General features: G+C 37.8%; 14 protein-coding genes. All 14 read left to right on the top strand.

Translation table 11 applies throughout. The features are described 5' to 3' along the window. Positions 1-16: 16 nt before the first annotated feature. The 14 genes from AC6CHV_RS02700 to AC6CHV_RS02635 all read left to right on the top strand — a co-directional run bounded on the left by AC6CHV_RS02700 (position 17) and on the right by AC6CHV_RS02635 (position 13,753). A complete protein-coding gene (locus AC6CHV_RS02700; protein ID WP_498078053.1) occupies positions 17-1,135 on the top strand; it encodes a cupin domain-containing protein in 1,119 nt (372 codons plus the stop codon). Positions 1,136-1,173: 38 nt separating this feature from the next. Further along, positions 1,174-2,373 carry an FAD-dependent monooxygenase gene (locus tag AC6CHV_RS02695; protein WP_498078052.1) on the top strand — a complete coding sequence of 400 codons (1,200 nt, stop codon included), beginning with the start codon at positions 1,174-1,176 and terminating at the stop codon, positions 2,371-2,373. 24 nt (positions 2,374-2,397) lie between these two features. Then, the gene (locus tag AC6CHV_RS02690; protein ID WP_498078051.1) at positions 2,398-3,540 is read left to right on the top strand and encodes a PrpF domain-containing protein; all 1,143 of its coding nucleotides are present in this window, start codon (positions 2,398-2,400) and stop codon (positions 3,538-3,540) included. 17 nt (positions 3,541-3,557) lie between these two features. Continuing rightward, positions 3,558-4,457 carry a methylisocitrate lyase gene (gene prpB, locus AC6CHV_RS02685; RefSeq protein WP_498078050.1) on the top strand — a complete coding sequence of 300 codons (900 nt, stop codon included), beginning with the start codon at positions 3,558-3,560 and terminating at the stop codon, positions 4,455-4,457. A gap of 45 nt (positions 4,458-4,502) precedes the next feature. Further along, the gene (locus AC6CHV_RS02680; RefSeq protein ID WP_498078049.1) at positions 4,503-5,897 is read left to right on the top strand and encodes a TRAP transporter large permease subunit; all 1,395 of its coding nucleotides are present in this window, start codon (positions 4,503-4,505) and stop codon (positions 5,895-5,897) included. A gap of 464 nt (positions 5,898-6,361) precedes the next feature. Further along, positions 6,362-6,967 (top strand): ElyC/SanA/YdcF family protein, encoded by a 606-nt coding sequence (locus AC6CHV_RS02675; protein WP_498078048.1) that lies wholly within the window; start codon positions 6,362-6,364, stop codon positions 6,965-6,967. Between the two features lie 1,163 nt (positions 6,968-8,130). Beyond that, on the top strand, positions 8,131-9,396 hold the full coding sequence (locus AC6CHV_RS02670; RefSeq protein WP_165918126.1) for an aminotransferase class III-fold pyridoxal phosphate-dependent enzyme: 1,266 nt from the start codon (positions 8,131-8,133) through the stop codon (positions 9,394-9,396). A gap of 139 nt (positions 9,397-9,535) precedes the next feature. Continuing rightward, the gene (locus AC6CHV_RS02665; protein ID WP_498078047.1) at positions 9,536-9,844 is read left to right on the top strand and encodes a hypothetical protein; all 309 of its coding nucleotides are present in this window, start codon (positions 9,536-9,538) and stop codon (positions 9,842-9,844) included. Between the two features lie 41 nt (positions 9,845-9,885). Next, complete coding sequence (locus AC6CHV_RS02660) at positions 9,886-10,179, top strand: BMC domain-containing protein (RefSeq protein WP_121445947.1); 294 nt, start codon at positions 9,886-9,888, stop codon at positions 10,177-10,179. A gap of 21 nt (positions 10,180-10,200) precedes the next feature. Beyond that, positions 10,201-10,869, top strand: coding sequence for a phosphate propanoyltransferase (gene pduL, locus AC6CHV_RS02655; protein WP_498078046.1), 669 nt, complete (start codon positions 10,201-10,203; stop codon positions 10,867-10,869). Next, positions 10,866-11,498, top strand: a complete 633-nt coding sequence (locus tag AC6CHV_RS02650) for a hypothetical protein (protein WP_498078045.1) — start codon at positions 10,866-10,868, stop codon at positions 11,496-11,498. The genes pduL and AC6CHV_RS02650 overlap by 4 nt, the downstream gene beginning before the upstream one ends. A 49-nt stretch (positions 11,499-11,547) precedes the next feature. Continuing rightward, positions 11,548-11,820, top strand: a complete 273-nt coding sequence (locus tag AC6CHV_RS02645) for a EutN/CcmL family microcompartment protein (protein ID WP_440274035.1) — start codon at positions 11,548-11,550, stop codon at positions 11,818-11,820. Positions 11,821-11,825: 5 nt separating this feature from the next. Continuing rightward, positions 11,826-12,101 (top strand): BMC domain-containing protein, encoded by a 276-nt coding sequence (locus AC6CHV_RS02640; protein WP_498078044.1) that lies wholly within the window; start codon positions 11,826-11,828, stop codon positions 12,099-12,101. A gap of 128 nt (positions 12,102-12,229) precedes the next feature. After that, positions 12,230-13,753: an aldehyde dehydrogenase family protein gene (locus tag AC6CHV_RS02635; protein WP_498078043.1), complete on the top strand. Its 1,524-nt coding sequence runs from the start codon at positions 12,230-12,232 to the stop codon at positions 13,751-13,753. The last annotated feature ends 3 nt before the right edge of the window (positions 13,754-13,756 follow it).

Here is a 13,756-nt window from a genome sequence, read left to right as displayed (position 1 = left end):
GAATGGAGGAAAGAAAATGGCAGATCACAAATTAAGAGATTGGCCCAAGGAATTAGTAGACTTTCACAAGGAGTTAGATGAAGTTAACTTAGGACCATTATGGGCGTCTGCATTTAGTACAAAAGAACCGGAGCCAAGACCAGTTCCTTATTTATGGAAAAAGGAATTGCTTGATAGCAAGTTAGAAAAATCAAAAGAAATGCTTCAGGTAGGCTTTGGATCGGTGGAACGGCGAGCGGTATATTTGATTAATCCTGGGATGAAGCAACTGCAGCCCTATGGGTGGGGTGGTGCCACACAAAACCTCTATGTTGCTGTTCAAGCAATTGCTCCTGGAGAAATAGCACCAAGTCACCGTCACACATCATCGGCATTACGTTTCATTATGGATGGTTACGGTGCATCAGGTCTAGTAAATGGACAAAAATATAAATTTGAACCTGGAGATTATTTAATTACTCCTGGATGGATTTGGCATGATCATATTAATGAAGGAGAACAACCAGTAACCTGGATGGACTGTCTAGATGTCCCATTTGTTATGGGGATGAGCACCTCTTTCTTTGAGCCGTACCCAGAACCACAGCAACCTTTAACCCATCCTGATGATTATTCAACATCAGTATACCAGGGTGGAATGGTAAGACCTTTAACAGATCGTAAACCATCAATCGCTCCCCTAGGAAGATACAAATGGGAGTTGACTGAAAAATCATTAAATGGAATGAGTCAATTTGAACCTGATCCGATTGAGGGGTTTGCTGTTGAATACTTCAACCCAACAAATGGTAAGGATGCGAACAATCGAATTGGTGCGAGAATGCAAAAGCTTCCGGTAAACTTCCGCGGAATTGCACATCGACATGTCCATAGTTGTGTTTATCATGTCTATAAAGGTGAGGGCTATACAGTAATGAATGGTGTAAGGTTTGATTGGAAAGCTGGGGACTTCTTTGCTTTGCCTGCCTGGACATGGCATGAACACGTAAACACATCTAATGATGAAGAAGCTTTGCTATTCTCAACCAACGATTTGCCGATAATGGAAGCCTTTGATTTTGAACGTCATGAAGTTTATCAAGTAAATGATGGTCATCAGGAAATTAAGGAAGTCTTTCAACCAATCCTTCCATAATTAATAGAAAACTACTTTTATATAAAGGGGGAAGAATATTGTCAAATACGAATAAAACAACAATCTTAATTATTGGAGGGGGAATTGGGGGCCTTTCTACAGCCCTTGGCCTTGCTCGATTAGGGAAAGAGGTACATGTATTAGAACAAGCACCCGAATTTAAAGAAGTTGGTGCTGGGATACAGTTAGCTCCTAATGCATTAAGAGTTCTAGATAAATTGGGCGTTCTTGAGTATGTATATGATTTCTCAGTTTTTCCAAGGCGAAATGTTGCAATGTGTGCCATTACAGGTAGGGAACTATCTGCTATTGAATACGGAGATAAATTTGTTAAAAAATTTGGCTATCAATATGCGTTAATGCATCGTGCAGACTTATTAAGTGCATTAGTTGAAGCATGTAAAGATACTGGACTTGTAACAATGTTAACAAATCATAAAGTGGAGTCCATTGAAAACGATGGTGATCGTGTATTTGTTACATGTACAAATGGACTTAGTTATGAGAGTGAAGTTGTAATCGGGGCTGATGGTGTTAAATCTAAAACAAGAGAAATCATTGCTGGATCTGAAGATGAACCAGTCTTTTCTGACTATGTTGCGTACAGGGGAACAGTACCAATAGAAGAAATAGCAAGAGACGTCAACATTAAAGAAGATGAAAAATTAACTTGGATCGGCCCAAATATACACCTGGTTCAATACGCACTTCGAAGAAAGGAAATTTTTAATCAAGTGGCTGTATTTAAAACCTCCAAATATCAGAAGGGAAATGAAAATAACGATAAGTGGGGAACGCCAGAAGAACTAGATGAACGATTTAGTACAAGTTGTGAAACCGTTAGGAGAGCTGTGACCTTTATGCACAGGCAGCGACGTTGGCCGATGTTTGACCGTAACCCTATCTATAATTGGACACAAGGCAGGATTACGTTACTTGGTGATGCGGCACATGCCATGGTTCAATATCTAGCACAGGGGGCATGTCAAAGTTTTGAGGATGCAGATTCAATAGTGGAGAAGTTTCAAATGTTTGGAGACAACTACGAAAAGGCTCTTCAGGCGTATCAAGAAGAGCGAATTCCGCGGGCAACGAAAGTACAAGGGATGGCTCGGAAAATGGGAGACATCATACATGCCGAAGATCCAACAACTATTTTAATGAGGGATTATATTATGGAAAACAGAAAACCAGATGATTATTCATTAATGGAATATCTTTATAGCCCTCAAAAATAATCTTTCCTAGGAGTTGGTATAAAAATGAGTCAATTTTCTCTCGCTTGTTCTGTGTACCGTGGCGGGACAAGTCGAGGTCTTTTTTTTCAGAAAAAAGATTTACCTCAGGATCTAGACCTACAAAGGAAAATTTTTATTCACGGAATTGATGCTTACAACCCTTCGCAAATTAATGGGTTAGGAAGTGGCACTTCACATACTAGTAAAGTGGTTGTTGTGGCACCATCAACTTACGAAGAGGCAGACGTTGATTATACTTTTTACCAAATTGGAATAGGTGAAGAAATAGTAGATGATCATGGAACGTGCGGAAATTTAGTAGCCGCAGTGGGTGCTTTTGCTATTGATGAGGGATTAGTAATAACAGATACGGATAGTAGTGTAGTAACAGTTTCTGTTTATAACACGAATATTAAGAAATTGTTTAGGTTGCAGGTTCCTGTGTTAAATGGAAAAGCGAAGGTTTCAGGTGACTATTTAATGCCTGGTGTTGTGACTCCTGGTGCGAAGGTTATTGTTGATATTCTCAATCCAGGAGGTTGCAAAACAGGTAAAACTCTCCCTTCAGAGGCAACCATCATGTTAGAGGTAAATCAATCAATCTACGAGACTTCCTTTGTCGATGTTATTAATCCATTTGTCTATGTATCAGCAGATTCGCTTGGTTTAACAGCTAATGATCTTTATCGTGATTTAGATAGAAATTCTGAACTGCAATATGTATTAGAGGAAATACGTTGTAAAGCTGCGGTAGCCTCAAATTTAGTTGAGACACTAGAAGAGGGAAGAAATCTACCATCTATTCCAAAGATTGCAATTGTTATGGAACCACAGGATTATGTTACAAGGGATGGAAGAGAAATAAAGAAAGAAGAAGTTGATATATGTGCCAAGATGGTTTCAATGGGAAGATTTCATAGAACCTTTGCTGCAAGCGGATTGTACAATTTAGCTGCTGCTCTATTATTGAAAGGAACGGTTCCAAACAAATGTAATGGTAAGATGCATGAAATAGATGAGCGATTGGTTAGAATTGGCCACCCGGAAGGTATAGTAAACGTTCGCGTCTCCTTGACAGAGGACAGAAAAGACATAGCATTTGTAGGAATGGATCGGACAGCCAGAAAAATAATGAAGGGTGAGCTATTCATACCTAAACATGTTTAGGAAAGCAGGGGTGTATAGTGAGTTGGTTAACAAGAAAAAGTGAGTCGGATCCCATAACGGAATTACGCTCCCTACTTAAGAGTAAGAATGGGATTATACAAATTCCAGGAGCTCATGATGCCATGGCAGGACTATTGGCTAAACAAGCAGGCTTTAAAGTTATCTACCTATCGGGGGCTGCATTTGCGGCGCGCCTGGGATTTCCTGATCTAGGAATTACCACTTTATCTGAACTTTCTACAAGAACAAGAGAAATTAGCAGAGCCACTGGTTTACCGATTGTTGTTGATATTGATACCGGTTACGGAAGTGTATTAAACGTTACCAGGACAATCTTGGAAATGGCCGAGGCAGGAGCAGCTGCTGTTCAAATGGAAGATCAAGACTTACCAAAAAAATGTGGACATCTGAATGGGAAGAAACTGGTGACAAAGGAAGAGATGGTTCAGAAAATTATTGCTGCTAGGAATGCTGATAGTCGAATGGTTATTATTGTACGAACAGATGCCAAAGCTATTGAAGGGATAGACTCAGCTATAGAGAGAGCGAAAGCTTATATCAATGCAGGTGCAGATGTTATCTTTCCCGAAGCTTTAGAAACAGAAGAAGAATTCAAAAGGTTTGCAGAGGAAACGGATGTTCCTTTACTTGCCAACATGACGGAGTTTGGTAAGACGCCATACCTAACAGCACAGCAATTTGAAGAATGGGGATACAAAATGGTTATTTACCCTGTCACTTCCTTACGCGTTGCATCAAAAGCCATTGAAGAAGTATATCAATTAATTAAGGAAACAGGTAGCCAAAAAAATGCATTGAATCATATGCAAACACGGAAAGAATTATATCAAACAATTCAATACTTCGAGTATGAAGAATTAGATGTAACAATAACGAAGACAATTTTAAAAGATTAAGTACCTAATAGTAACCATCACTAGTAGATAGAATAGAGGGAGAAATTGAGTAAGGAACATTTGTCTACATGCAGGGCATATCTATTCTTATTTTTAGCCATTTCTTTTATTGTCAATTCCTTTGTAGCAGCTGTGCCAAATTTTCTCATCATTATCGCTGCTTTCATCGCCATAATCATCTCGTTACCAATGATGTCTATGATGCCGAAAATAATGGTAGTGTTACTATTGCTTATAAGTCACTTAATATTTTTCAACAGTGGTAGAGACTATAGTTTTTGGAGTAATGCAATAACAGAAAGTTTAACTTATATATGTCTATTTGTTTCCGCACCGCTATTATCTATACCAATACGGGGTGGAGGGTATATTGAGTATTTCGAAGGATTAGCCGATCGTTATTTAAAAAATCAAACATTCACTTATACAATGATCGCCGGATTATCGGCTATCTTAGGGTATTTCATGACAATAGGAGCTTTATATATCGTAAAAGATTTATTTAAGATGAAGTTGCAAGAAAATAAGAGGCTTGCAAGTGAAATGATTATTCAGGGTTCTGCTATTCCTCTACTATTCTCACCATATATTAATGGAGTAGCGATTGTATTAAGTCTCTTGGGTTTATCGTTATTACCATTTATTTTTTATGGAATAATTCTGGCCTTTCTTTTTTTAATGATTATTATTATCAGACTTTCGTTAAGAAGCAGGCATGAATTAGTCGCCGCTCAAGACGAAACAGCCTTAACCATCGAAAGGGATGAAATTTCCAGAAAAACACAAAAACCTATGAATCATCGCTTAGGGATACAGTTACTTATTGGGTTCACAAGTATATTTATTGGTGTTATTTTATTAGAACGAATACTCCATACAAGCTTTATCATTATTGTTACCCTAATAGCGTTTACAGTACCAATATTATGGTTATTATTTGTAAGGAAATTCACACAACTCAAGAAAGAAATAGTAAACTACAAAAATAATACCTTGCCAAATATATACAATCACATGTTTTTAATCATTTCTGCTATTATTCTTTCAAAAATGATGCAACTAACGAGGGTGCCTGATTACTTATCTGAGTTTCTTTCATCTTCAACTGGTATTTCACCCTTAATTACGATATTTTTGATCATTTTATTGATACTAGTTCCATCATTACTTGGGATTCACCCACTGATTTTAATGGTGATTATTGCATCAAGCATTTCTCCGGATCTATTAGGCTTAGACCGAACACTATTTGCTATTACAATTACAGTCGGTTATTCACTAGCTTCCCAATTATCCCCGTTATCAGTCTTATCGTTAGTAGCGGGTAATTTAATAGGAGTGCGACCTTTTCAATTAATGCAGTGGAATTGGAAATTCGTAGTGATAATCGTAATTACAGCTGCTTTATTTATTAACACGATGAATTTATTAATTCATTAGTAAACCAAACGATTCATACTATCACAACACGATTGGCATGTAAAAATTATTTTTTAATTACGTGATTTTTCATTCCACTTTCATTTTTATAAAGACTCAACGCGTAAATATTACACTTGCAGTAAATGTCTGCACAATAAACATTATCAAAAAACGCTCAGAAATAATCTGAGCGTTTTTGTTTGTTGCTAATTCGTTCTTGTTTTGTGTGCTAACAAGTTTGTTAATTATATTGTTATTATCCTTTTTCCTTCGAAAAAATAACAAATTACATTCGGTAATACTCATTTTTTTAAACTGTCTTTCTATGCAAGAGATTATCAACTTTTTTCGCTAATTTTTTAGGATGTTTACTGGTCTATTTAATGGTTTTACTTTTATTGATGCATTTGTACATACTGTTAAGCTTCCAAAATGTGGTATATTTTAGATAGGGTAACTATGTAAAGGGGGGAAACATGTAAATGTATCTGTCTGAGTTAGAGGTTGAAAAACTCTCAGACGCACAAGTGACCAAGCTTTTATTTTCGGATATAGAAGATGATTTCGCGAACGGAGATTGTATATTGGTCGCAGGTAGCAGTAAAGCCGTTAAATATCGCGTACCAAAAGCAGTAGAATTATATAAACAAGGTAGAGCCAATAAACTATTGTTTTCTGGTGGTGTGAAGTGGAACGAAAGTGATTTCTCAGAAGCAGATTCGATGAAAAGAGAAGCCATCGCGTTAGGGGTTTCCGAAAAAGATATACTACTTGAGGATCAGTCATTGCACACACTAGAAAATGTAGTAGCCTCTCTATTCGTATTAAACAGAGAATTTCATCTATACAGGATCAAACGAATTTTGGTAGTAACGACATCTTACCATATGAAACGATTACATCTGACATTACAAACATATATGCCTAATTGGATCACCTATACGTTATGTCCAGCTGATGATACTTTCACCAGAAAGGATAACTGGTTTTTATCCGAATTAGGAAGAAAACGTGTTCGAGATGAGGCTGCTAAACTAATAAAATACGTTAAACAAGGTGCATTGCGTGACATGAAAGTAGATTTGTAAAATCGCTCACATATTAGGAGGACTAAGAACAAAGGGAACTTTAATAATTGGAAGTTCCCTTTTAATATGAAGAAATACAACAAACTTTAAAAAACAGCGATAAAGGATTATATAGTCATCCACCAATAATGAATTTAAAGGAAAGGACACTCCTATACATGCCAATTCAATCTATTTCATATTCAGAAGAAAGTATTTCAAGGCACAACGGGTAGCTCATTTTACCCCTCGTTGTGCCGTTTTTCATGTAAAGTGCAAAATCGTCACCGTAAGAAGCTAACAAACGCACCTCTACACCTACAGCTCAACTGTGTAAATTCTTAAAATGTTGGACAATCTCCGAATATCTTCTGTTAGTAAATCATAAAATCAAAATAAAACAACAAAAGTTCAAATGAAACCTCAAATTGATGGTTATTTTTATGTGCCGGGGCCACTTCATTCTCTTTCTTAGGGGGTAGGTGATTTTGATACCAATCTTTTTTTAAAAGGTTCTTTTCTAAAAGATTGTTGCTTTTTGTTAATAAATTGCAAACCAAGTTAGTTGGAGCGGAAGGTGGCGACTCCTCGAAAATGTATTCACATTTTCTTCGTGCGTGGGTTATTTCAAAGAAGCAAATTCAATGTCCAGCGGGAAAAGCGTGAGACTTGAGACCCCGCAGGAGCGGCAGCGACTTGTCCAGTTGTAGCGGCTAGAAACTCGAGAAATTTCAACTCCTCCTTCAGAGGCAAATTACGCCTCTTTGTCGGAGTGGCCAATTTTCTCGTTTCTGTGCAAGCCGCCTTCACATTTCGTTGAGGAGGATCAAGCCACGCCCGCGGAAAGCGTCCACCTGAAGTGGAAGTCAACGATATAAAAACAACAAAGTTTGCGAAAACAGCCTTTTGAAAAAAAGGAATTTTGATTTCTTTAAGTGGTACCAAATTTGTAAGAGAGTACTAGACTACATTAAATTCTGTGTTGTAGTAGATTTTGAAGATCGAATGAACAGTTTTTATCTAAACGTTCATGATAGCGCAATCAGAGAGGCATTCAATTAAACATCCAAACCGTCAAATCGCTATAAACTGAATGGTGAGGCAAAATACTAGATTCGCTTGACATAAAATACATGGTTGGTAGATAACAAAAACTATTAAATAGAACAAAGGAGTTAAATCAAATGGTAAAAGTAAATATGACAAAAAAACAAGTTTTAGATCGATCAATACAGTCATGGAATCCAGGTAAAACCCGCCAATGGCAGGAAGATGGTATTGACTTTGTGATGGGCAAACGTGAGGGCTATTATGTGTTTGATATGCACGGTAAAGAACTAATGAACCTTCATTTAAATGGAGGAACTTTTAATCTGGGACATCGAAATCCAGAAATTATACAGACCTTGACAGAATCAATGGAAGACTTCGATATTGGAAACCACCATTTTCCATCAATCGGACGTGCAAAATTAGCAGAATCGCTTTCTCGTTCCACTCCAAATAGTGTTCGCTATTCAATTTTTGCATCTGGAGGCAGTGAAGCAATAGATGCTGCAATTAAATGTGCTCGGTATGCAACAAAACGGAAAAAAGTGGTCTCCATCCAAAATGGATACCATGGGCATAGTGGGTTGGCGGTCTCATTAGGACACATCCGATATTCCGGCCCTTTTCTAAGTCAGGGAGAGCCAGGATTATTTAAACAAGTTCCATTCAATGATCTTGATGAAATGGAAAAAGCACTTTATGAAGAAGATGTTGCTTGTGTCGTAATTGAAACGGTACCAGCGACATATGGTTTTCCGATGCCGGAGGAAGGCTATTTAAAAAGTGTGAAAAAGCTTTGTGAAAAATATGGTTCGCTTTATGTAGCTGACGAGGTCCAAACTGGTTTGATGAGAAGTGGTAAGCTATGGGCAATTGAACATTATGGGGTAGAGCCTGATATTCTTGTCACCGCAAAAGGACTAAGTGGAGGGATCTATCCTATTGCAGCAACTATTGTAAGCGAACGTGCGGGTGGTTGGATGAATGAAGATGGTCTTGCACATATTTCTACTTTTGGTGGGGCAGAACTGGGATGTATTGTTGCGGATAAAGTATTAGAGATCTCCCAACGTCCGGAGGTTATAAAAAATGTAGAATATGTATCGCGTTATTTGAGGACAGGATTAGAACAAATAAAAAATAGATATCCAGATTATTTCGTTGGAATCCGTCAGCTTGGGGTTATTATGGGTCTTGAGTTTCGCGAAAAAGATGCAGCTAAGGATGTTATGCGACATCTCTACAACAACGGTGTTTGGGCAATTTATTCGATGCTTGATACAAAAGTGCTGCAGTTCAAGCCAGGTTTGTTATTAGATAAAAAATATTGTGATGAATTGTTAGAACGCTGTGAAAAGAGCATAAAAGAGGCTTCTAGACAACTAGCGTTTGTCAATTAATTTTTCTCGATTAAGGAGGATGATATGTGGAGTAAAATAAAGCCCTTTTAGATTTAAATAAATTACGTAAGTAAAAGTCGAAATGGTATAAGGAATACCAATACGTTGGTTTTCCCGCCAAGTAATAAGAGGTGAAGAGATGGATAAAGCATTAATTGAGGAGATAACAAAACTTGTACTTAAGAAAATGGGCATGATGGAAAAACAATTGGAATATTCAATACCGCTTACTGACAATGAAATAACGGAGTGGAACATGATACATTTTGCTAAAGGCAGTGGGGGTAAGGAAAAAAATGGTGAAAGACAATATGATGTAGCTCTAACAGAGAAGGAAATAGATGAATGGGCCCATATTGCCAATTTAACTTCTAATTTTGGAGGCTCAATTAGCAGTAAAGGGTCGAATAACAATACATCTAAGGTGAAATTTACCAACTATTGTTAGTAAATAATGAATAAAAAAATATAAAAAATGGAGGAATAGATATGTCAGGATTAAACGGCGCTCTTGGAATGATTGAAACAAAAGGACTTGTAGGATCAATTGAGGCAGCAGATGCCATGGTAAAAGCGGCGAATGTAAATATTGTCGGTAAGGTTCATGTTGGAGGCGGGATAGTTACTGTTCTTGTTACAGGTGATGTAGGTGCTGTAAAAGCTGCTACTGAAGCGGGTAGTGCAGCAGCACAACGAGTCGGAGAGCTTCTCTCTGTACATGTCATTCCTCGCCCTCATAATGAATTAATTGGGATCTTACCGGTAACAGGAGAGAGCAAATAATTTTTTTCGAGGTGGTACTAAATGAAAAAATGCGAGATTGATCATTTAGTAGATAGTATCGTAAAAGAACTAACTCATTCAAAAAATAAGTATCAAAAAGACGATACACTTGTCCCAATCGGTGTTTCAGGCCGACACTGTCATTTAACAAAAGAAGATTTTGCAACGCTTTTCGGAAAAACAGGTTCCCTTACAAAAAAAGGGAACCTTTCACAGCCTGGTCAATTTGCAGCAAATGAAACTGTGACAATCGCAGGGCCGAAGGGAAGCATTCAAAACCTGAGGATACTAGGTCCATTTAGAAAACATACACAGGTCGAAGTAAGTATAACGGACTCTATCAAGCTAGGCTTAAAACCACCTATTAGAGAGTCCGGTAATATTGAACACTCGTCTCCTTTTACGATAATTGGCCCAAAAGGAAGTATCTTTATGGAAAAGGGTCTTATTATCGCCCAAGCTCATATTCATATGTCTCCAAATGATGCAAACAGGTTCCGAGTTCAGGATGGGGATTTTGTACGTATAAAAATAAGAAATGAATATAGACCTATTTCTTTTGAAAAGGTAAAGGTGCGTATATCACCTAATTACGTTCTAGAGATGCATATTGATACGGACGAGGCGAATGCTGCAAATATTCGTACAGGTGAATTTGGGGAACTAGTTCATTCAGGTGACGCACGATGATAGATTCTAAGATGATTGAAAGAATCGTAGAAGAAATTATTATCCAAGTTGAGACTGGACATTTTAAATATAAGCCAAGTCTTCTTGTTATGTATAATGAGACAAAAAATTTAGAAGATGATCTGCATTATTTACAACGCTATTGGAATGTCATAAAAGCAAACCCTTCAGAACAGCAGTCTTATACGAATATACAACAAGCTGCTTTTATCCATGTTAACCAAGATACCCTAGTTAGGGCTGCGCTTGGGTTAACCGATACTCCAGAAAGTATGCTTTTTTCACAATTAATTTATCATGAAATACCGATTATATTTGTACTTGAACCTTCCTTGGAGAAGTTATTACAGGCTAGTACAACGTTACACCAATATGCTGTATATATAAAAAAAATGAATGCATATAAGGAAATGATTGAAAAGTTTGGAGTGTCGTTTAAAGTTCTGGAGGAGCTCCAACCAGTTATGCAGTCTAGTAGTAAAAAGAAAGTGGAACCAACTAAAACATTAATTACTGAAGTAGATATTGAGAATTTCAATAGTAGTCAGCTTATTGTTGAACCCGGGATGATTATCACCCCACTTGCAATAGATAAAGCAAAAGAACGTGGTATTACTATTTCTTTTTAGGTATATGTGGCTGATTGAAAAATAGTTAACAGCCTAGGAGGCTTGAAGAATGGTCATTGGAACGGTGATAGGTAGCATATGGGCCACTAGAAAAGAGGAAGGTTTAACAGGGGTAAAATTGCTAAAGGTGAAAATAGATGCTTTAGGCGCTAAAGATACCATATCTGATTCAATTCTCGTAGCAGTTGATCGGATTGGTGCTGGAGCAGGAGATAAAGTCATCATAACAAGAGGAACATCAGCATCAACCTTTCTCGAACGGCCTGTACCAATTGATGCAATCATTATTGGAATTATTGACCCAGAAGATCAGAAAGGGTGAAATCAGTGGGAATAGCTGTTGGGATGATAGAGACGTTAGGAATTGCAACGACAATAGAAGCAACGGATATGATGCTTAAAACCGCAGACGTAGCAGTATTTCAACTAAATAAAACGGACCCAGCCCTAGTTACAACGTATATTACTGGAGATGTCAGCGCGGTAAAACTAGCAATTGAGGCTGGAAAACAGGTAGCTGAACGCACAGGTGCTCTCGTTGCGTATTCCGTCATCCATTCTGCGGATAATCTAACCATTAAGCAGTTGATTATCGAACGATAATAAATAGCTAGATCTCTGAACTCTCACCCAAAGGCGGAAGATGGATATTTCAATACAAAAATACTGATGCTCATTCTTCTTGTGGTGAAGGATCCAAAACCAAGCATTAGTAGAGGGGAGGATAGAAAATGCGATTGGACAAGGACGTTCTGTCAATCCAGGAAATGAGAAATGCATTGAATAAGGCGCATCGCGCTCAAAAGGTGTACGAGAATTTCTCACAACAGCAAATAGATCGTATTGTAAAAAACGTGGCTGATGCTGCTTTTCGTTCATCAGAAAGACTTGCAGAGATGGCCGTGGAAGAGACTAAAATGGGTGTTGTCTTGCATAAAAAAATGAAAAATGAAGTCAGTTCTCGTAATGTCTATGAATCTATAAAGGATGAAAAGACGATTGGGGTTATTCATCGTGACCATCATGCAAAAATAACGGAAATTGCTTATCCTTTTGGAGTTGTAGCAGCGATCATTCCAACGACAAACCCTACTTCAACTGCCATTTTTAAAACGTTGATATCCTTAAAAAGTGGAAATGGGATTGTTGTAAGTCCCCATCCACGGGCAACCAATTGCACGATTGAAGCATTAAAGGTGTGTAACGAGGCAGCTATTGAGGCTGGCGCACCGGAGGGGTTAATTGGTTGGATTACGAACCCAACATTAGAAGCAACTACACAACTAATGAAACACAAGCTAACCAATGTCATTTTAGCAACAGGTGGTATCGGTCTTGTTCGGGCAGCTTATAGTTCGGGAAAGCCAGCATACGGTGTTGGTCCAGGTAACGTACCTGTATATATAGAGAAGACGGCGAATGTGGCAAAGGCTATAAAAAATATTGTCGATAGTAAAACGTTTGATAATGGGACAATTTGTGCAACGGAGCAAGCACTTGTAGTTGATCAACATGTGAAGGAATTGGCAATTAGAGAACTGAAAAAGAATAAGGTCTATTTTGTTGAAGGCGAAGAAAAAGAAAAGATGGAAAAGATTATTTCACCAGTTATTGGACAGCTTAATCCGGAAATTGTAGGAAAGTCTCCGGTAGAAATTGCACATATGGCCGGAATTAAAGTACCTGTAGATACCCGTGTAATCATGGCGGAAGAGAGTCGTCTTGAAAAGTCAGCGCCATTTTCAATCGAAAAACTGTCACCTGTTCTTGCCCTTTTTACAGCAGCTAATAAGGAGAACGCAAAGGAAATTTGCAAAGGTTTGTTGGACCTTGGTGGAAGAGGGCATAGTCTTTCTATCCATACGAACGAAAATCAAATTGCCGAAGAATTTGCAAATGAAATGCCTGTGTCTCGTATCATTGTGAATACATTATCTACAATGGGAGCAGTTGGGGCAACTACTGGTCTAAAGCCTTCCTTTACCTTAGGCTGTGGATCATATGGGGGTAATATAACGGGTGATAATATTTCCGTAAGGCATCTTATGAATGTGAAGAGATTAGCTTTTTCCACGAAAGAGGTTACAATTCCACAAGAATCCAATGAGTCATCTCGATCAATTGCCACATTTGATCATAAGGTGCAAGAGGTTGTTGAAAGTGTTTTAGGAAATCTTACGTTTGATAATAACACTATTGATAGGAAAGAGTTACAGTTACTTGTTCAGAAAGTTGTTTCACAAATTCAAAGCTAAAAC

The organism is Ferdinandcohnia sp. GQ5 (assembly GCF_059759275.1).
Note: the sequence above shows the minus strand (reverse complement) of the source record. Positions and strands in the feature narration are given on the sequence as shown.